The following is a 21,252-nucleotide window of genomic DNA, read 5'->3' on the forward strand; positions in this document are numbered from 1 at the left end:
GCTGTTTTTCTTCAGCATGTATTTCAGCACTACCCTTTTCAGGAAAATATAGTGATCTTCGATTTCTGCCTACACTAAAAGAAAATCTGTTCCAATACTTAAAACCTGAATCAAAGCTAGTACATTTTGCTAATCGTGGATTGAATACCACCAATGATGTTCACTCATTGAAAAATAACGCTTTAAGCTTTAATATGTCTAAGTACTGGAGTAATATTTATTTTGATTGGTCGCCAGAGTTATTACCGCACTATAGGCAACAGGTTCTATAATGAAAAAAGCCATGGCATTCCCCTAGTTGATTAGTCAAACTCAAAATATACGCCAGCATCCAAAACACTCTTCTCACACAATCGAGTGAATGAGGGAGGAAATCCTCCGCTCTCTCGTAGTGGGAATGCACTATTTGTGTTCTCGGGACAACTCCCGTACGCCTCACCCAAGTTTGCCATCACGAGAAAGACTCATCCGGCACTCCAAGTATTCGGAGCTCGCGAATTCGCCCCCTCAAGTCGTGTATTCCCATTCGGTATCTTTCAGATTCACCTCGTGGTGGGGACCTTTGTTTAACGGCAGGTGTGTATAATCCCTCCTATAGGGACTTTCACCCCTATAGGAATGCCCCCATGCTGAGCGTACAAAAATAACGACACCCAATCAGGGTGTCGCCTCAAAATTTATAAACATATGGATCCACTAAGTCCAATTTGGGACACATTAGCCACATTATTTTGAACCATGTGGAACTTCCCGTTTTGGAAAAACAAATAGGTAAAAGCTCCATAAGTGGAGTTATTAGGGTTTGTTTCCGGTGAAACTGAATGTATGAAAACCCCGCACAATCGCTCCCCACTGTTCAAAGTAAAGTCAACTGTTTGATTCAAAAATGGTTTTACTTGGGCAACTTGTAACAATGGGAATATTCCGCGAGTTCCCCGTTTACTGTTCTGAACATTTTTCATTCTCATCTCTCCCTTGGGAATATTTTCACTAACGGTGTATTCTATTCAATTTACCGTTAGGTGCTAACCCATGGACGAAAATTGATGAAATCGCCCAAAAATCGAACGATCTAACTAAATAAATCTTTCACACGCAAAAAGATCCGATCGATACGCTTCTACGCACAAATTTCGCCATGTCTAGGTATTCTAGCTACAAAGGTGGCTTGGCCCCTCCCATGGTTGGACTTGCACTAACTAGATAATGCGTGCCTCTGGGCACGCGGCAAAATAAAAAGCGCCAGTGAGGCGCTTATATTCAAAAATACATATAGGCATTTTATACAATTAAATAAATTGAATCTTAGCTATGTCATTATACTGATTCTTCAAATCATTTGGATCAATTTTCAGTAAATTAAAGACAAAATCAACAAATTCATCTTTATGATTTCGCTCCCCACTCTTTGGAGGATTATGTACACAATGCTACCGCAAAACCACCATGCCCAAAACAAGCGCTTCCAACACACCTTTAAGGTATTGGGGTATTCCCTTCTGTCCGCTGTCCCACTGGGTAAAACCGGATTGTATTGACGTAACCGGTTAACGTTATCAATCTATATTTTTAACCGCTGAGATCCAGTCGCCTAGGAGCTAGTAGGCTGGATCTGCACTGTGATATGCCCGTTACTACGTTTTTGTTCTTCTGCGATGTCAATTCTTCAGGAGCCCTACGCATAATTTCTTCAAATCTAAATCAAACAGATCAAAATTATCAACTTATATTCCGTCATTTTTGTTCCATTCATAGCTAAGTTTCTTCCATGTTATGTTTGAACTGGCAGCGGACGCCCAAATGATGATACCGGTGATAGATAATAAAAGGATGTGTTAAAAAATGGCTTTTGATTTTAGAGTTTTTGGGCACGAAATGACCCCATTCCCTGACCGCATAATTGATACCGGCGACGCAAGTGCATATGTGGTTGAACGCATTGTAAAATTTGATGCCCCTGTAAAAAGGTGCTGGGCAGCGATAAGTTCATTTAATATTGATTTCCCATTAGAAACAGATGAACAAGGTAACCGAATAATCAATGATATACAACAAATTGGAGTCTCTTTATCAGCTCCGGTTCCTATTCCGGAAGATCCGAAATTCGTAAAGCTTCTCAATTTCTTTAAAGTTGTTTCTCCGAAGATGATTGAAAAGGGAATACAGCCAAAAGGCTCAATGTCTTTCATAGTCTTTGCAGAGACAGAAGATCGACAATAATAGTTGCTTTTAATTGTGTCGTTTACATTCTTCAACCTCTCCTTACATATTATCGGAGAGGCTTTTTTTTTCGAACTCCCCTTAAGAAAACTCAATATCAGTACTCATATCCTCTTCGACTGCGCAATACAGCATACAAGAAAATCAGTTACCTATACTGCATCAAGGCGTATTACCTAAAAAGGAGTTGAGCAATCATACTTATCTTCACTGTGAAAATTTTAATGGCTCTTGCAATCTGGGTTATTATTTTTCCGGCATCCCTTGTAAAGCTGCGAAATTACATATTAAAGGATGCTATTGAACCAAGTTATACTACCCTACTGATGAGTCGGATTACGGGCATCCTTGTACTCATTTTACTTCTTTACGGCTTGTTCAATATTTATCTAACACAGCAATAGAGTTAATGTCAGGCACCCCATGTTTATGTACAAAATGCGTCTGCCGCCTACTACTTCCAGTTCCCTCCTCTTTATGTCCAGCCAAACCATTTCTCCACACAAAAAAACCCCCAACGCCAACGGCGTCAGGGGTTACTCCATCCTAGTAAAGCGTCATGTACTGGCTTCTTTCCCACTCGTGAACCTGGGTGCGATAGATGTCCCACTCGATTTCCTTCAGCTCGTAGAAGTGAGCCAGCGCGTGTTCGCCGAGGGCTTCGGTGATGACATGGCTGCGAATTAGTTCGTTCAGGGCTTCCTTCAGGTCAGCCGGCAGGCTCGGGATGCCTTCTTCAATGCGTTCTTCCTCAGACATCACATAGATGTTGCGGTCGATTGGTGCCGGAAGATCCAGCTGGCGCTTGATGCCGTCAAGACCTGCCTTCAGCATTACAGCCAGTGCAAGGTACGGGTTAGCCGCCGGGTCTGGATTGCGGACCTCGACACGTGTGCTAAGGCCTCTGGAAGCCGGGATACGGATCATCGGGCTGCGGTTGCTCGCAGACCATGCCACGTAGCAAGGCGCTTCGTAACCTGGAACCAGACGCTTGTAAGAGTTAACCGTAGGGTTAGTGATAGCGGCAAAAGCACGTGCGTGCTTGAGGATACCCGCCATGTAATAGCGTGCCGTTTTGCTCAGGCCGAGCGAATCGCTCTCATCGTAGAACATATTCTCATTGCCTTTGAACAAGGATTGGTGTGCGTGCATACCGGATCCGTTCATGCCAAATAGCGGCTTAGGCATAAATGTAGCATGCAGACCGTGCTGACGGGCTACCGTCTTCACGACAAGCTTGAAGGTCTGAATCTGGTCAGCGGCTTTGATCGCGTCCGCATATTTGAAGTCGATTTCGTGCTGGCCGGAAGCAACCTCATGGTGGGAGGCTTCGATTTCAAAGCCCATTTCTTCAAGGGTCAATACGATTTCGCGGCGGCAGTTCTCCCCAAGATCCATCGGCGCCAAATCGAAATATCCGCCCTGGTCATTCAGTTCCTGTGTCGGATTGCCCTTCTCGTCCGTTCTGAACAGGAAGAATTCCGGCTCAGGTCCAACGTTCATCGCAGTGTAGCCCATTTCTTCGGCTTCCTGGAGACAACGCTTTAGAATACCGCGCGGATCGCCGGCAAACGGTGTTCCGTCAGGCATGTACACATCACAAATCAGACGTGCTACCCGGCTGTCTGTCACCCAAGGGAAGATAACCCAAGTGCTAAGGTCCGGATACAGGTACATGTCGGATTCCTCGATACGAACATAACCTTCGATGGAAGATCCGTCGAACATCATTTTATTGTCGAGCGCTTTTTCAAGCTGGCTCACGGGAATTTCAACGTTTTTGATCGTTCCCAGCAGGTCAGTAAACTGCAGACGAATAAAACGGACGTTTTCTTCTTTGGAAATACGGATAATATCCTCTTTAGAAAAGCTCACGATACCCTCTCCCTTTCAACACTCTAATTAGTTTATTTATTAAAAAACCGGGATAGCTCGCCCTGAATAAGAGATACTTGTCCCGGTCTTTTACCGGAAACCAGTTCCTGCTTAAGCAAACGGTGAAGCTGTGAATCAGACAACTCTCTACGTCTAACCTCTGTGTCAGGGGTAATAACCGTAGCTTCTTCGGATTCCTTCGAGACAGGATTCATCACCTGCTTAATGCCGGCAATGTTAACTCCCTTCTCAATCAGTGCTTTGATTTCTAACAGGCGCTCAACATCATTGAATGAGAACAAACGCTGGTTGCCGGACGTACGCGCAGGTACAATCAGGCTGTGCTGCTCATAATAACGAATTTGTCTAGCAGATAAATCGGTTAGCTTCATTACGATTCCTATAGGAAATAATGCCATATTTCTGCGGATTTCATCACCCATGACTCATCCAACCTTCCAATGATCTTTTTCTCATCTCATTGTACATTTCTTAATTTGGCGTGTCAATGGTATGTAAGTTTTCTTTACAACATTAGTAGACTACTGCGAAACAGAAGGTTACTTGGGTGTAAGCTACATAGGATGAATTCAACCGCAGTATATCACACCCGGCAATCCGGAAGCAAAAGTAGCTAACACGTCCGGACACTGCCTCCGGTGGTATTTTTCCCTGTTTCCCGCTATCTATCCTTGTCTAACTAGGCTCAGAACAGCGGCAGTGCCCGCAGACAAAAAAACAACCCCGCTCAAATAAGCAGGGCTGCAGCATATGATCTCCCGCGTTAAACGGGCTACCGTCAATATCTATTCTTCCACTCTACAAAAGCTTACGTTCCCGCATGCTCTGCAGCGCCATCAGAACGCCGAATTTCACATGGGAGTAAGTCAATCCGCCCTGCATGTAGCCGATGTACGGCGCACGGATCGGCGCATCCGCCGACAGCTCCAGGCTGCCGCCCTGGATGAAGGTTCCGGCTGCCATAATAACCGGATGCTCATAGCCCGGCATGTCCCAAGGCTCAGGAACGACATGGCTGTCCACCGCAGCTGCGCGCTGAATGCCCTGTACGAAGGCGATGAGATGCTCAGCACTGTCAAAAGAGACCGCCTGGATCAGATCCGTACGCGGCTCATCCCAGGCCGGCTTGGTCGTGAACCCGCAGCGCTGGAAGACAGCCGCCGCGAAGATGCTGCCCTTAACGGCCTGTCCGACCGTGTGCGGGGCCATGAACAGCCCCTGGTAGAGGCCGCGCGTCGTCCCGAGCATCGCGCCTACCTCGCCGCCGATGCCCGGCGCTGTCAGCCGGTAGGCTGCCAGCTCTACGAGATCGCTGCGGCCGCAGATGTAGCCTCCGGTCTCGGCTATGCCGCCGCCGGGGTTTTTGATCAATGAGCCGGCGACGAGGTCAGCGCCGACCTGCGGCGGCTCCAGCTTTTCGGTAAATTCACCATAGCAGTTATCGACGAATACAATGACCTCCGGCTTCAGCGCCTTTACCCTGGCTGTCATCTCTCCGATTTCAGCTACGGTAAAGGAAGAACGCCAGTCATAGCCGCGCGACCTTTGAATGCCGATTACCTTTGTGCGTTCGTTGACAGACAGCTCCACCTCATCCCAGTCAATCTTCCCGTCCGGCGTAAGGGCCGTCTCCTTATAAGTGATCCCGAAGTCAGCCAAGGAGCCGGTTCCGTCCCCCGGCTTGCCTACCACTTTATGCAGCGTGTCATATGGACGGCCGGTGATGTACAGCAGCTCGTCTCCGGGCCGCAGCACACCAAAGAGTGCCGTAGAAATCGTATGGGTACCGGAGGCGAAATGCGGTCGTACCAGTGCGCTTTCCGCACCAAACACCTCAGCATACACCAGGTCCAGCACCTCGCGGCCCCGGTCATTATAGGCGTATCCGGTAGAACCGGCAAAATGGAAATCGCTGACGTGCTGGCGCTGAAACGCCTCGATCACCTTCCATTGATTGTGATCCACAATTTTATCCAGTGCTTTTACCGCACCTTCTATTTCGAGCTCTGCGGCCTCTGCCGCCTGTAAAATATCCTCTGCAAAAACAGCCATTTCCCCTTATTCGCTCCTAACATTATTTACTGCACAACGAATGCTTCCAGCTTGTAGCCCCATTTGTCGTAATCCTCTTTGTTCAGGCGGACGCTGTACAGCACATCGTTCTCTTCATAATTGGTCTCCAGCACCTCTCCTACCCGGTACAGCAGGGAGGACAGGTCCCCCCGGTCACCGGGAATGCGGAATACCAGTGTATCTCCGGCCAGCTCATCGGCAATCAAAGCGGTGACACGGGCCAGATCCTCAGCATTAAATGCACTGATTTTCAGATACCCCTGGCCGGTCGGCAGCATCTCCAGCTGCTCCGGCTGGCAGAGATCACACTTGTTGAACAGGACCACCCGCGGCTTGCCGGCAGCTCCGAGCTCCTGAAGAATGGTGTCTACAACCTCCATCTGCTCCTCGCGCATCGGGGATGAGGCATCAACCACATGCAGCACAAGATTAGCCTCGTTCACTTCCTCCAGTGTCGCACGGAAGGAGGCGACCAGATCATGCGGCAGGTTCTGGATGAACCCGACGGTATCCGTCAGCACAACCTCTTTGCCCACCGGCAGCTGGAGCACACGTGAGGTAGGGTCCAGCGTTGCGAACAGTTGATTCTCAATATAGACATCGGCATCAGTCAGCTGCTTGAGCAGCGTCGATTTGCCGGCATTGGTGTAGCCTACCAGCGCAACCTGCACGGCTCCGCTTTTGCGACGGCGTTCACGGTGCAGCTCGCGCGTCTTGACCACCTCGTCAAGCTGACGCTTAAGCTCTGTAATCCGTCCGCGGATGTGCCGGCGGTCTGTCTCCAGCTTGCTCTCCCCCGGACCTCTGGTGCCGATACCGCCGCCGAGCCTGGACAAATTTTTACCGTGCCCGGACAGGCGGGGCAGCAGATAGGAATGCTGCGCCAGCTCCACCTGAATGATGCCCTCTCTGGTCTTGGCTCTGCCCGCAAAAATATCCAGAATCAGCTGTGTACGGTCGATAATTTTCATATCGAGGGCTTCCTCCAGGTTACGTACCTGGGCTCCCGACAGCTCCTGATCAAAGATTGCGGTATTGGCGCCAAGGCCGTCTGCCGCCATCCGCAGCTCCTCCACCTTCCCTTTGCCGATGAACCACTTCGAATCAGGGGTTTCCTTGTTCTGGCGGAGTACATCCAGCACTTCCACTCCGGCCGTTTCGGCCAGCTGAACCAGCTCCTGCAGGGAGAGCTCAGGATCAATGCCCGTGCGTTTGATTTTGTCTGTGACGAGACTGACGAGAATCGCCCGGTCCTGCACATCTGTCTGTGTATCATGGGTTAGTGACATTAATAGAATGCTCCTTCTTCTTTTACCTGTATCTTTTTATTGGTCTGGGCTATATTACTGTCTGCCCGTAAGCTCTCTTCAATAAACGTTATGTCCCTCGGCAGCAGCAGCATCAGATCCTGCCTGGACAATTTGGTTTGCCTACTCATCAGCCTGACTGCCTGCTGCCTGATCGATCTTTCTATTACGTTTCTGACAAACCGGGCATTGCTAAAGACCGTATCATCCAGCTTCTCGTCCAGAATGATCTCCTTGAGTCTGGCTATAGTCTCGGTGCTCAGCGTATAGTCCCTCTCCGCAGCCATTTTGGCGGCGATCAGAACCAGTTCATTGATGCTGTAGTCACTAAACTCAATTTTTATCGGGAACCGGGACGGCAAGCCGGTATTGGCCTCCAGCAGCATATCCATCTCATCCGGATAGCCTGCCAAAATGATAATGAGGTCGTTATGCTTATCCTCCATCATCTTCACCATGCAATCAATGGCTTCCTTGCCGAAATCCTTATCACCGCCGCGGGCCAGGCTGTATGCTTCGTCAATGAAGAGGATACCGCCAATGGCTTTTTTGACCAGATCCCGGGTTTTCTGTGCAGTATGCCCGATATATTCACCGACCAGATCCGCGCGCTCCACTTCAATCAGATGCCCTTTGCTGAGCACACCCATCCGCTGGAACAGCTTGGCGACAATTCTCGCGACAGTGGTCTTGCCGGTCCCGGGATTGCCCTTGAACACCATATGGTACACATGATGATTAACCTTAAGGCCCATTTCCTGTCTTACTTTCTCGATCTGTAAAAGAGCATAGATTTCATAAACCAGCTCCTTCACCTTCTCAAGCCCAATCATATCGTCCAGTTCATGGAAAATCTCTTTAATGGAATCCGCATAACCCGGTGCCGGTGCAGCCGCGTGTTCGGTAACAGCCACGGTTGCTTTAGCACTTTCCTCATTGCTTTTGAAGGTAATATTCATTCTGGATTCATTAATTGTAATCTGTCTTGCATCATCCAATTCGATCACCTCTATCCGGGGCTGGCTTGCTCTAACTCAAGTCTATTCCGGATAATGGGACGTTATTAGCAGATTCGGGAACTTTATCCTTACCCTGGAGGGTTACATAAACAGCTGCTGGATTTTCCACTTGGTATAAGCCAGAATCTCCCGTGATTTGTATTTGAGCATGGACATCGTCTGCGACTCTGTTACACCCAGCTGCGGAGAAGTGTAGCCGAATTCAGCTGCCATCTCTATCGCCCGCTGCCCGTGGAAGGTATGGGTGATAATCACAGCGGTTGTCATGCCTTCGCGCTGCATGATCTCCCGGCTGAACTTCAGATTCTCATAGGTGCTGGTAGATTCATTTTCCATCAGGATAACTTCCTCCGGTACGCCCTGCTCCACCAGATAATTGCGCATCCCCTGGCCTTCCGTGTACTGATAATCCGGATTGTCGAGACCGCCGGACACAATGAAACGGCTGAACTTCCCTTCCTTATACAGCTTCAGCCCGTAATCCAGGCGCTCCTTGAGGCCGGGGCTGGGCTTGTCCCCCCACATGGACATGCCGAGAATGACCCCAGCATCAGCAGGCACCATCGGCGAAGCCGTCGCTGCACTATTCACACGATTAAACACGATTGCGCACCAAAGCAACCCGGCCGCCGCCAGAGTAACACAGGCGATCAGCAGATTGCGTTTGAGGCGGGACCGTCTTTTCCGCGATACTTTGCGGATTGGTGACGAGCCCTTTTGATAAGCATACCATTCCATTTCTATTTCCTCCTGAATTCTCCGTGATGAAACAATTCGGCACGATGCTTCAGAGAAAGGGAAAAATAAGGAAAGGCGTGTGCGTCTATGCTGCGCAGGATCCCTTTGGCTGTTGTCCAGGCCAGCTTATAATCACTGTCTGTAATATCATTGCGTTCCCGCGCCTCCTCAAGCTCATCCTCATCCAGCAAAAACACTTCCCCGTTCCACAGCACCACCACATCCAGATACAAGTCATCAAACCAGGGAACCCCCTGATCGGTAACACCCTGGACCTTGCAGGTGTCTATATACCATTGTACGATATTTTGCCGCTCGTCAAACATGGCTGTAACAATATAATGACTGTCCTTGGGGAAATATTGCAGCCAGGAGTATCCCTTGTCCGCGATACGGTATGTATGCCTGCCATAGCTCTTCCAGAGCGGTTCCTTCAGCCCGTAGATCGTATAAAGTGTAATATAACCGCTGAATTCCCGGGTCTCCACATAGCGGCAGGCAAAATGGCGGCGCGTAATCCGGCGCCAGTTGGCCCGGTCTCCGAATTTACGTTTCATATGAATGACCCTCTCGAATAATGGTGTATCCAGCTTAACATATTTAGCAGACACACTCAAAACAAGACTTTCCATAATACGACAGAGCTTATAAATTCCCAGATTGTAAAAAAGACAGGCAGGCCTCCCTCCTGTAGGAAAGAAACCCGCCTGCCATATTACTGCTGTGCTCAGACAATGCTCTGCAGCAAGCTATTGTGCACTGCCGTCCTCTTCTGTTATGCCAGCAGCAGGATCGGCTGCATCTGCCGCCCCGTTATCCGGTCCGGTATTGCCGCCGCCCGGCAGCGCTTCAGGCGGAGAGGTCGGCGCAGGTGTGGCCGGAGGAGGTGTAGGCAAGGCCTCCGGCGTATTTACCGGTACTCCGCCGCCGTTACCGTTACCGTTACCGTTGCCATTTCCATTGCCGTTCCCGTTGTTACCATTACCGCCACCGTTGCCGTTATTTCCATTACCGTTATTACCGCCGTTACCATTATTACCGCCGTTGCTGCCATCTTCACCGTTGCCGTTCCCGTTATTGCCGCTGCCGGGATCGTCAGTCGGCTGATTCGGATCCAGTGTCGGTTCAGGCTCCATAGTCGGCATCTCGTCCTGTACGGACACAGTGACCGGCCCGGAAGGCTCACTTTCCTGATCCAGCTCCGGATAATAGGCAGTCACATAGTATTCGTAGGTCAAGCCCGGCATCGCGCTGATATCTCCGACATTGGCAGACATCGTATTCAGGAGCGCCGTAAATTCGCCCTCAGAGCTCTCACGCCGGTAGATCCGGTATTCCACACCGTCAACCTGCACTGGTGCCCAGCTCAGATTAACCGTCATAGTGGACGGATCATAAGCAGCTGACAGACCGTTTACCGTCTGTACCGCCTCCGGTGTTGCCGTCGGCTCCGGTTCATTAGAGCCGGACGGCGACGGGAAGGATTTGGCCGGAACCCCTTCGAGCGCCTCTTCCATCACCTTGCCCCAGAATGCCGCCGCCAGCGGGCTGCTGTTCTTCAGCAGATGTGTTTTGCTCGGCTTGTCATACCCCATCCAGACCGCTGCAGTCCATTCCGGAGTATAGCCGACGAACCAGACGTCACGGTTCGAGCTGATTCCGGAGTAACCGCTCTGCGTAGTACCGGTCTTGCCCGCTACAGGACGGCTGATCTTCGCTTTTTTACCGGTACCGTCTGTCACAACCTCCTGCATCATCTCGGTCATCTGATAAGCGGTCTCCTCGCTCATCACCCGCTCAGGATTCGTGTTGGCACGGTACACTGTATCGCCGTCACTGTTCTCGATCGACTTGATGGAGTAAGCCTCGCGCAGCTCACCGCCGTTAGCAAAGGCGCTGTAAGCCTGGGCCATCTCCAGTGTATTGGTGCCTTGCGATACCCCGCCCAGCGCCAGCGCCAGGTTCTTGTCATCATCGCTGAGATTAATGCCGAGCTTCTTGGCAAACTGGAAGCCGGTATTTACACCGATCTCATTCAGCAGCCAGACTGCCGGAATATTCTCGGACTTCGTAATCGCTGTACTCATGCTGATGGTTGAAGAGTAGCCGTGCAGGTTGTTCGGACAATAGCTGCCGAAGCACTGCTTCTCATTGCTCAGCATCGAGGAGCTTGTGAATTTGCCGGATTCCAGAGCCGGCGCATAAGCCACGATCGGCTTGATGGACGAGCCCGGGGAACGGCGGCTGTCGTTCACACGGCTGAAGCCTTTTTTCTCATAATTGCGTCCGCCCATCAGGGCCACAATACTGCCGTTCTCCTGGTTGATGATCGTCATCGAGCCCTGGACAAGCTCATCATCAACGCTTTTCTCAAAGTTATCGCTGTCGGCAAAGGCATCCTCCACCGTCTGCTGGGCATGCTTATCCATGGTGGTGTAGATTTTGTAGCCACCGATGTTCAAATCGTCCTCTGTCAGACTGAACCGTTCTTCAGCCTCATCGATCGCAAAATCAATGAAAGCCTGATAGCGCTGCTTGCTTTCCGGCGGCTTATAGTTATAATCCACCGCCTTGGCCTCATCCATCTCTGCCTTGGTGATGTAATTCTGATCATACATAAGCTGCAGCACTACTGCGCGCCGCTCTTTGGAGAGCTCGGGATTACGCAGCGGGTTGTAACGGGAAGGCCCCTTCGGCATTGCAGCCAGTGTAGCCATCTCCCACAGATCCAGATCAGCCAAATCCCTCTTCCCGAAATAGCGGATGGAAGCGGCCTTGATGCCGTAAATCGTTCCGCCGAACGGAATACGGTTAAGATACATCGTAATGATATCCTCTTTACTCTTGGTATTCTCCAACGCAACCGCAATGGATACCTCGGTCGCCTTACGGAAGAACGTCTTGTCCCGCGTCAGAAAAATATTTTTGGCCAGCTGCTGGGTGATGGTGCTTCCGCCCTCCACCATGCTGCGTGCCGCAATATCCTTCACCGCTGCGCGGCCGATTGACCAGAAGTCGACGCCCTTGTGTTCGAAGAAGCGTTTATCCTCCGTGGCTACGAACGCGTTGATCAATTGTGCGGGAAGATCTTCGTATTCTACCGGATCGCTTTTTTCCAGTGACAGCTCGGCGATCAGATTGGCATTCCGGTCAAAAATCTGCGTCGGCGGATTGACCGTCAGCTTATCCTGGTTCGCGGTCAGCAGCTTCTGGCCGTTCAGCATGATGAACATGTAGCCGCCAAGCGCACAAAAAATCGCCAGCGCCATCGCAAAAAACAGGCTCCACAGCACACGCTTCTTGGTCAAAAACTTTTTCTTTTTCTTCTTGGGCTTCCCTTTGCCATTGGCAGGGCTCTGCTGTCTGTGTCTATTGTTCGTCCTGGATATTTCGTCTCTGGACATACTGCCTCCTGACTCCCTTTCGGAAATATCTTCATATTTGTCTGCACGAATGAAAAGAACAACCTTCGCAGGTTGCTCTCGCGCACTCTATTCAAACGGTTTATAAACAAAAAAGTTTCGCTTTAAGGCTGTAAAATGTTACTCGTCGCTTCCGTTGTCCTGCATAAGCGAGACACTGCGCTGCGGCGTGAAGGTCGAGATCGCATGCTTGTACACCATCTGCTGACGCCCGTCACTGTCAATCACAATGGTGAAATTATCAAATGCCTTGATAATTCCGCGGATCTGAAAGCCGTTGGTTAAATATACTGTAGCAGGGATATTCTCTTTACGCAGCTGGTTCAAGAACGTATCTTGGATGTTAATGGACTTGTTCATATGACGTACCCCCAATGGTTCAATTAGATTGTTCAGAAGTATATTCAACACCTGAGAGAAACTTTCCTGCTATTATACCACGTAATTTGCGGTTACAGCAATTCGCGAAATAGAGCGGAGTTAAGGTATATAACATGAGCGTTGATACAGCCGGGGCGGCTTCCGGCAGCATGCAGCGTCCGTTCTCTCTAAAATACATGTTAAATCTTCCGCCCCCTTCCCGTCAATTCCCTGTACTCCGGTTAGTGCTGAAGGCCCTCCCAATCTTCTACCTCAAATCAGCGGGGCTTGAATCAGCGTTGCAAAATTAAAGCCATGGACATGGCCGCCTGCTTCAGAGGTCTCCCCGCTCACAAAATGGACATGCTTGCCGTCGCCGACGGGAATAGCCGGTCCGGTGCGGATTTTTCTCAGGGTGTGGAAGTGTCCGGCGTAATCGGTTTTGCTGAAGTCAATCTCATGGATATGACTGCTTCCAATCCATATAGACTGGCCTGTAAATCCTGCAAAACGGTGATTGTGCCGGTCCTCCCCCTCCTCAGCCAGCTTGGTGCTGCCGGCAAATTCATGGACATGCCTCTGCGCATGTCTTGGATGGCCTGTGTTCTGTTTATGTGTGCGCCTGTTCTGCATCCTCTGTCCGCCTCCTGCCGATTATAAATTCACTAGCATCCTATTAACAAATTCAGCTAGAAGTGCTAGGCCGACCCCGGCAAAAAAGGAAGAATATTAGCAGAGTGTGAATGCTCCAATGTATAAAAAAGAGGCCCCGGAGCATGTGTGCACACACTTCCAGGACCCTCACATGCTGCATAAAATATCAGAAGCAGGCAATGACGTTCAGCTTATCTGTCAAGCTTGCGGGAGATAATCTCACGCACCTTAGCCAGATTGCCGGCATAATTCTGCTCGTTGAAATCCTCGATCCACTGTATCTCCTTCATATGGCGGAACCAGGACAGCTGGCGCTTGGCGAACCGGCGGGTGTCACGCTTAAGCAGGGTCACGGCTTCCTCATAGGTAAGCTCCCCCTCCAGATAAGCGGCGATTTCTTTGTAGCCAAGCCCCTGCATGGCTACCATGCTGCGGTGATAGCCCTTATCCAGCAGCCCCTGCACCTCAGTAATCAGCCCCTGATCCAGCATCTGGTCAATCCGTTCCTCAATCCGCCCGTAAAGGATCTTCCGGTCCATCGTAAGGCCGATCAGGCACAGCTCGTAAGGCGATTCTTTGGTCTGCTCCGCTTTGGAGGCGGACAGGGTCGTATTGGTCTGGTGATGAATTTCCAGCGCCCGGATAATCCGGCGGCGGTCATTCGGGTGCAGCCGCTCAGCGCTGGCCGGGTCCACCGCAGCAAGCCGGGCATGCAGCGCCTCAGCGCCGTGCGCTTCCGCATAGGCATCCTGTTCAGCGCGGAAGGCCTCGTCCGCAACCGCTTCGGAGAAGCGGAAGCCGTAGCACAGTGATTCAATATACAGCCCTGTTCCGCCTACGATAAAGGGCAGTCTGCCCCGTCCGCTGATCTCGGTGATCAGCCGCTTGCCCTGCTCCTGAAATTCTGCTGCAGAGTAGGCTTCCTCGGGATCATGGATATCTATCAGATGATGGGGGATGCCCTTCATCTCTGCCTTGCTGATCTTTGCGGTACCGATATCCATGCCCCGGTAGACCTGCATGGAGTCACCGGAGATGATCTCGGCATTATAGGCTTCGGCCAGCTCAAGGCTCAGCCGGGTTTTGCCGGCGGCCGTCGGGCCCAGCAGCACCAGCACCTTCGGTTTCGTCTCAGTTGTCAATGTAAATCACCCCGTACGATATTTTGGCGCTTCCGCGCAGCAGCTCCGTGAAGCCCAGCCGGGCAAATTCACCGCTCAGCGCCTTTTCCTTGAGCAGGACGGTTTTGCGGGCTACACGCAGCGCCTCCGTAACCGTCTCCTCTGAAAGAGCCGCTGTGTTGGCGAACTGGCGCAGCGGAGAAATCGCCGAGGAATCCATCAGCGGAACCCGGAACATCGGGTCAAAATAGACGATGTCCACGCTCTTGTCCGGCAATGCGCGCAGATAGTCCAGATGCTCGCCATGGACTACCCGGATGCGGCGCAGCGCTTCGTTAACCTTAACCTGGCCTGAGGTATAGTGCTTCATGCCTTCCGAGAGCAGCGCATACAGCGGGAGTGAGCTCTCAAGCGCAGTGACAGTCGAGCCCTCTCCTCCAAGCACGGCGAACAGGAGCGAGTCGCTGCCGAGTCCGGCCGTACAGTCCAGCACGCTGTCGCCGGGCTCCATCCGCGCTGCCTCCAGCATTGCATCCGGCTCCCCCTTCATAATCCGCTTGGCACGGACAAAGCCCATGCTCGGATGAAATTCCATCGGGGGTGTACCTGGCGTAATCAGCCGGACCGCCTCCTGGAGAATGACCAGAATCTCCTCGTCTCCGTAGCGCTCAACCAGCCGCCTTACAGATAATTTACCCCGGGGTACAAATTGGGTTCCGGTATGCTCCGCCAGCGCCTTGGCCCGCTGAACGATTTCCGGTATCGGGTCAAAGCCCGTCGTTATAATCATGTTGCCTCCATTTCCGGTACTCACTTCATTCTTGATTCTTACATGACCCGCTTGAACAGCTTCTCCAGGTCATAAGCGGAGAACGATACGACGATCGGCCGGCCGTGCGGACAGGTGTAAGGCTGCTTACAGGCTGCCAGCCGTGAGAGCAGCGCATCTACCTCAGGTTCAGTCAGCTTCTGGTTAGCCTTGATTGAGGCCTTGCAGGAGCACAGGATCGACGATTTCTCGCGCAGCTTCGCCAGGTCAATCGAACGCTCGCTCAGCACCCATTCGGCCATCTCCTCTACCAGTGCCTTTTCTTCCCCTTCCGGGAACCAGTAAGGCAGGGAGCGGACCAGGAAGGTCTGGCCCCCGAAATGCTCCAGATATACACCGGCCTTCTCGAACCAGTGCAGCCGTTCACTGAGCTGGCGGCTCTCCGACGGCGTGAACTCCATAGTAATCGGCAGGAGCAGCTCCTGCGAGGCATCCTCGGGACGCCCGAATTTCTCGTAATAATATTCATAATTAATCCGCTCATGCGCAGCGTGCTGGTCGATCAGATAGAGCCCGCCGTCGTTCTGGGCGATAATATAAGTGCCGTGATGCTGTCCGATATAGTTCAGCTCCGGAAACTGCGGTAGACCGGGATCCGCGCCTTGGCCCGGCGCATACAGCTCCTCCGCAGACGGCAGGCTGCCGCGGGCCGGTATTGCTGCCGCGGGCGGCCGGTAGCCGCCTGCTCCCCCGTCCGTTCGCGGCCGGGCCGGTGCCTGGGAGAAGCTGCCGCTGTACGCGGCCGCACTCTCTCTGGCCTGCGGCTGGGCCTGGCCGGGCCGCAGGGCCGCACCGGCAGAGCCGCTGCTGAACAGGGGCGCGCTGCTGGAGCCGCCCGGGGCCGCTCCCGGCGGCGCGTAGCTGCCGGCTGGTACAGGCGGGCTCTGGGTGCTGCCGGACGGTGCTAACGGCTGCGGGTTACTGCCGCCTGCGGCTGCCGCCGGGGCGTTGGCTCCAGGTGCTGCCGGGGCATTTGTATCGGATGCTGCTGTGGCGTTTGCGCCGGAGACTGCTGCTAAAGAGTCTGCCCCGGGCTCCTGTGGAGCCGGCGCAGTCCCTTTAGAGAAGGCAAACTGCTCCTGGATAAAGGAGCTGCTGCCCTTCCCGCCCACCGTTTCCCTGCCCGGGCGGGGAATCAGATTCTGGCCGAGCAGCACCTTGCGGAGCTCCTGCTCCACAAAAGCATACAACTCGGGCTCCTTGCTGAAGCGCACCTCCAGCTTGGCCGGATGCACGTTGACATCGACAAGCGAGGGATGCATATCCAGCTTCAGCACAAGCAGCGGATAACGGTTAATCGGCAGCAGTGTATGATACGCACGCATGATGGCGGCGTTCAGCCCGTTGCTGCGGATGTAACGTCCGCCGACAATCGTGGTTACCGCATTGCGGTTGGACCGGGTCCATTCCGGCCGGCTGATATATCCCGAAATCTTATAATCCGGATCTTCCGCGCTGACCGGCAGCATCGCTTTGGCGGCGGAGGTGCCGTAGACAGCAGCAATGACCTGCAGCAGATCGCCGTTGCCGAGTGTACGCAGCAGCTGGTTGCCGTTATGCTGCAGCGTAAAAGAGATGTCCGGATGGGCCAGCGCCATCCGGTACATCGCATCCGAGATATGCCCGAGCTCGGTCTGGATGCTCTTCATATACTTCAGCCTTGCCGGCGTATTATAGAATAATTCACGCACAGCCATATCGCTGCCCTTGGCGGACGGCTGGTCCTCATTCCTGATCAGCTTCCCGCCTTCGATGTCGATCTGCCGCCCTTTTCCGTCGTCGCCGCTGGCCGTCAGCAGCGTAAGCTTCGACACCGCCGCAATACTGGGCAGCGCCTCGCCCCGGAACCCGAGGCTTGTAATCTGGAACAGGTCGCGGCCGCTCGCAATCTTGCTTGTCGCATGGCGGTAGAACGCGGTCTCACAATCATCCGGCTCAATGCCCGAGCCGTTATCCTTGACCCGGATGCTCTGCAGGCCGCCTTCTTCCACGGTGACCTCAATACGGGTGCTGCCGGCGTCAATTGCGTTCTCCACCAGCTCCTTTACAACAGAAGCCGGCCGCTCCACTACTTCCCCTGCAGCAATCTGGTTGGCAATATGCTCGTCCAGCACATGAATTTTGGCCATTGTCCTTCACCTCGCGGTTTATATATTAATAAGAAGCTATGTTTACTTATCCACAAATAACCGGTAGAGCTAAGATAGCGGGCCACTGGAGGACAGGTTTAGGGAGGAATAATTTCGGGATGGCAGGGACCGGGGACCATATCATGGTCCACCGGTATCGCGACCCTCAATGGCCATCCACAATGACCATCCTCAATGATGGCTCCACGCTCCACACCATTTAGTTGGATTTCCGCCACCTAATTCCGCTATTCCGCAGCCATTTTCAGCATTAGGTGGAAAATGGTCATCTAAATTAGCCAATATCCCGCTTAGAAGCCTAAAACCCCGGAATTAAGTGACGTTTATCAAACTATTATCCTCCTGGCAGATGCCAGCCAGGAATTAGATGACAAATTTCCACTTAACTTGGCAGTCATCCCTCATTCATCATCCGCAGCAGCAGTAATATCAAACACAGAAGCGTCTATATAGCTGATTCTAAGGTGCTCCCTGCAATGACAGTCCGCTGTTATAGGGGCCGTTGCTATGGGAGCCGCCGCTTAGCCACTGCTACTGCTACATTACAAGCCTTTAGCCTTCTGCTTCAGCTCGTTCAGCAGGCCCATCGCCTGCAGCGGCGTCATGTTCATCAGGTCCGCGCCCTGTACGGCAGCGACCAGTTCCTTCAGGACAGGATTCTCCTTGGCCGGGGCAGCTGCAGCGTCAGCACCGCCCTTACGGCCTTTGCGCGGCTCCTCTTCCCCGAAGATGGAGAGCTGGACCACTTCCTGTCCGGCACTCTCCTCCACGGAAGCGAGTGATGCGGCAGCCTCCGCATAAGCAGAACCGCCGCCGAAGGCAGCAGCAGCCGGATGTGCATGGCCTGCAGACTGGGCTTCAGGCTCCGCTAACCGCGTGGACTGCGTATCCTGCGCACTGTGCAGCTCTCCGGAAGGCTGCGAAGCTTCCTTCACCTGGCTGCCCAGTCCGCCGCCTGCGCTGCCGCCGTAATTCAAAGCTGCACTGCCCGGAGGCGCAGCCTGCTCAATACTTTGCAGCAGCCCGTACGCACGGTCGATGATGCCCTCCGGCAGGCCGGCCAGCCGGGCACAGTAAATCCCATAGCTGCTGTCCGCCGCTCCCGGCACCAGCTTGCGCAGGAAGTTGACTTTGTCGCCGCTCTCCTGCACCGCCATGGAGTAGTTGCGCAGTCCTCCAAGGCTCTGCTCCAGATGGGCCAGCTCGTGGAAATGGGTGGAGACAAGCGCTTTGCACGCAATGGTATCATGCACGTACTCAATGACCGCCTGGGCAATAGCCATCCCTTCACTCGTCGAGGTTCCCCGGCCAAGCTCGTCAATGATGATCAGACTGCGGGCGGTGGCCTTTTCGGTCATGACCTGAATGTCGGCCATCTCCACCATAAAGGTACTCTGCCCGCCGATCAGGTCATCCGCCGCTCCGATCCGGGTAAAAATCCGGTCAATCAGCGGCACCTCCGCACTGGATGCCGGAACGAAGCAGCCGATCTGCGCCAGTATACAGATCAGGGCCACCTGGCGCATGTAGGTGCTCTTACCGGCCATGTTCGGTCCGGTAATCAGCAAAATATTGCCGTCATCCCTGGTAAGCGTACTGCCGTTAGCCATAAAGCTGGAATCCTTCAGCACCGCCTCCACGACAGGATGGCGTCCGCCCTCCAGCCGCAGGTCGTAACCGTCAGACAGCTTCGGCTTGACGAACCGGTGCTCGGCGCTGACTGCGGCGAGGCACTGGTACACGTCAATTTCCGCCACCTTTTCGGCCAGCGCCTGCAGGCGGGGAATCTGTGCGGCAATCCGGTCGCGCAGCTCGGTAAAGAGGCTGTACTCAATATCCGTCATTTTGTCCTCGGCTTCGAGGATCAGCGCTTCCTTCTCCTTCAGCTCCGGTGTAACAAAGCGCTCGGCATTGGCCAGCGTCTGCTTACGCTCATAGCGGCCTTCCGGCAAAGAGGACAGGTTGGAACGGGTAACTTCTATATAATAGCCAAATACTTTGTTGAAGCCGATCTTCAGCGACTTAATGCCTGTAGCTGTACGCTCCTTCGCTTCAAGCTCAGCGAGCCACTGCTTGCCGCTGGTGCTGGCTTCACGCAGCTCGTCCAGACGTTCATGGTAGCCGGTCCGGATAATGTTGCCATCCCTCACGGATACCGGCGGATCCTCCACAATGGCTGAGTCAATATCATCACGCAGCTCGGCGCACACATCCATCGAAGCCGCAATATCCCGCAGTGTTGACGAGCCGGAGCTCAGGCACATCTCCTTCAATGCCGGAATCTGGTCCAGAGACAGCTTAAGGGCGTTCATGTCGCGGCCGTTGGCACTGCCGAAGGCAATCCGTCCGACAAGCCGCTCCAGATCATAAATCTCCTTCAGGGCGCCGCGCAGGTCCTCGCGTTCAATAAACTGGTTATAGAGATAGTCGACGGCTTCCAGCCGCCGCTCTATCGGCGCGCGCTGCAGCAGCGGCTTGTCAATTCTGCGGCGCAGCAGGCGTCCGCCCATTGAGGTTTCGGTACGGTCCAGCAGCCAGAGCAGCGAGCCCTTCTTCGAGCGTTCGCGCACCGTTTCAGTAAGCTCCAGATTGCGGCGGGTGAACGGGTCAAGAATCATATAGTTGCCCGGCTCATACGGCGAAATCTGGCTAAGCTGTCCAAGCGAGCGGCGCTGGGTTTCACTTAAATAGGAGATCAGCAGCGCCAGGCAGCTGCCCCGCTCCTTCTCCAGCCGGACCCAGGCAGCTTCGCCGAACTGGCGGCGGGCCAGCTCTTCTTCTTTTTTATCCCACGGAGTGTACACCACCGGCTTGGCCAGCAATGACGCCTCGCTGCGCAGTTGGTCCAGCAATGCCGCATCCCCGATAATTTCTGCCGGCTCATAGATGCCGATCTCATCGCGCAGCCATTCTGAACCGGACAGGACAGAGGTCACATACAGCTCACCAGTTGTCAGATCGCAGGCTGCCAGCGCCAGCATCCCGTCTTCCTCAGTGACACAGACGAGGTAATTATTGCTTTTATCCGTAAGAATTTTACCGTCCATGACAGTCCCGGGTGTGACCACGCGTACAATATCGCGCCGCACCATGCCCTTCGTTACCGCAGGATCGTCGAGCTGCTCGCAGATCGCGACCTTGTAGCCTTTTTCAATCAGACGCTGTATGTAACCTTCGGCCGCATGATAAGGCACTCCGCACATCGGAATTTTCTCATCGGTGCCGCCCTGGCGGCCGGTTAATGCTATCTCAAGCTCCTTCGAGGCAAGGATCGCATCCTCAAAGAACATTTCATAGAAATCGCCCAGCCGGAAAAAAAGGAACGCGTCCTTCGCCCCTTCCTTAACCTTCAAATACTGCTCCATCATCGGCGTATATTTAGCCATCGTTAACCTCCATGCCATTTCTTCAATACTCTCTATTATAGCAGAAAGTCACCGGGCAAAGTTACTCTCACAGCTAA

The 21,252-nt window shown here is 53.0% G+C and carries 15 protein-coding genes; 1 reads left to right on the forward strand and 14 read right to left on the reverse strand.

Going from position 1 to position 21,252, the window contains the following annotated elements; genetic code table 11:
* Positions 1–1,842 precede the first annotated feature (1,842 nt).
* Entirely contained in the window at positions 1,843–2,220 is a 378-nt protein-coding gene (locus tag R70723_RS17610; RefSeq protein WP_039873804.1) for a hypothetical protein, read from the forward strand.
* Positions 2,221–2,766: 546 nt separating this feature from the next.
* Here R70723_RS17610 and glnA read toward each other — a convergent pair.
* The 14 genes from glnA to mutS form a co-directional block, all read right to left on the reverse strand.
* The gene (gene glnA, locus R70723_RS17620) at positions 2,767–4,095 is read right to left on the reverse strand and encodes a type I glutamate--ammonia ligase (protein ID WP_039873808.1); all 1,329 of its coding nucleotides are present in this window, start codon (positions 4,093–4,095) and stop codon (positions 2,767–2,769) included.
* A 32-nt stretch (positions 4,096–4,127) separates the two neighbouring features.
* Positions 4,128–4,538 carry a MerR family transcriptional regulator gene (locus R70723_RS17625; protein ID WP_019910684.1) on the reverse strand — a complete coding sequence of 137 codons (411 nt, stop codon included), beginning with the start codon at positions 4,536–4,538 and terminating at the stop codon, positions 4,128–4,130.
* Between the two features lie 376 nt (positions 4,539–4,914).
* The gene (locus tag R70723_RS17630; RefSeq protein ID WP_039873811.1) at positions 4,915–6,168 is read right to left on the reverse strand and encodes a methionine gamma-lyase family protein; all 1,254 of its coding nucleotides are present in this window, start codon (positions 6,166–6,168) and stop codon (positions 4,915–4,917) included.
* A gap of 26 nt (positions 6,169–6,194) precedes the next feature.
* Positions 6,195–7,478 carry a GTPase HflX gene (gene hflX / locus R70723_RS17635; protein WP_039873812.1) on the reverse strand — a complete coding sequence of 428 codons (1,284 nt, stop codon included), beginning with the start codon at positions 7,476–7,478 and terminating at the stop codon, positions 6,195–6,197.
* Positions 7,478–8,455 carry an AAA family ATPase gene (locus R70723_RS17640; protein ID WP_047171458.1) on the reverse strand — a complete coding sequence of 326 codons (978 nt, stop codon included), beginning with the start codon at positions 8,453–8,455 and terminating at the stop codon, positions 7,478–7,480. Before R70723_RS17640 ends, hflX begins: the two co-directional genes overlap by 1 nt.
* 141 nt (positions 8,456–8,596) lie before the next feature.
* Positions 8,597–9,253, reverse strand: coding sequence for a YdcF family protein (locus R70723_RS17645; protein ID WP_047171157.1), 657 nt, complete (start codon positions 9,251–9,253; stop codon positions 8,597–8,599).
* 2 nt (positions 9,254–9,255) lie between these two features.
* Entirely contained in the window at positions 9,256–9,810 is a 555-nt protein-coding gene (locus R70723_RS17650; RefSeq protein ID WP_039873814.1) for a ribonuclease FAU-1 family protein, read from the reverse strand.
* 192 nt (positions 9,811–10,002) lie between these two features.
* Positions 10,003–12,657: a transglycosylase domain-containing protein gene (locus R70723_RS17655; RefSeq protein WP_039873816.1), complete on the reverse strand. Its 2,655-nt coding sequence runs from the start codon at positions 12,655–12,657 to the stop codon at positions 10,003–10,005.
* 138 nt (positions 12,658–12,795) lie between these two features.
* The gene (gene hfq, locus R70723_RS17660; RefSeq protein ID WP_039873818.1) at positions 12,796–13,035 is read right to left on the reverse strand and encodes an RNA chaperone Hfq; all 240 of its coding nucleotides are present in this window, start codon (positions 13,033–13,035) and stop codon (positions 12,796–12,798) included.
* A 273-nt stretch (positions 13,036–13,308) separates the two neighbouring features.
* Positions 13,309–13,668, reverse strand: a complete 360-nt coding sequence (locus R70723_RS17665) for a YmaF family protein (protein ID WP_039873820.1) — start codon at positions 13,666–13,668, stop codon at positions 13,309–13,311.
* Positions 13,669–13,880: 212 nt separating this feature from the next.
* On the reverse strand, positions 13,881–14,831 hold the full coding sequence (miaA, locus tag R70723_RS17670) for a tRNA (adenosine(37)-N6)-dimethylallyltransferase MiaA (protein WP_039873822.1): 951 nt from the start codon (positions 14,829–14,831) through the stop codon (positions 13,881–13,883).
* A complete protein-coding gene (locus tag R70723_RS17675) occupies positions 14,821–15,600 on the reverse strand; it encodes a class I SAM-dependent methyltransferase (RefSeq protein ID WP_039873823.1) in 780 nt (259 codons plus the stop codon). Before R70723_RS17675 ends, miaA begins: the two co-directional genes overlap by 11 nt.
* 38 nt (positions 15,601–15,638) lie before the next feature.
* A complete protein-coding gene (gene mutL / locus R70723_RS17680; RefSeq protein ID WP_039873825.1) occupies positions 15,639–17,768 on the reverse strand; it encodes a DNA mismatch repair endonuclease MutL in 2,130 nt (709 codons plus the stop codon).
* A gap of 563 nt (positions 17,769–18,331) precedes the next feature.
* The gene (gene mutS / locus R70723_RS17685) at positions 18,332–21,175 is read right to left on the reverse strand and encodes a DNA mismatch repair protein MutS (protein WP_039873827.1); all 2,844 of its coding nucleotides are present in this window, start codon (positions 21,173–21,175) and stop codon (positions 18,332–18,334) included.
* Positions 21,176–21,252: the final 77 nt, after the last annotated feature.

Origin of the sequence: Paenibacillus sp. FSL R7-0273 (assembly GCF_000758625.1) — a bacterium.
In the GTDB taxonomy this organism is placed as follows: Bacteria; Bacillota; Bacilli; order Paenibacillales; family Paenibacillaceae; genus Paenibacillus_AQ.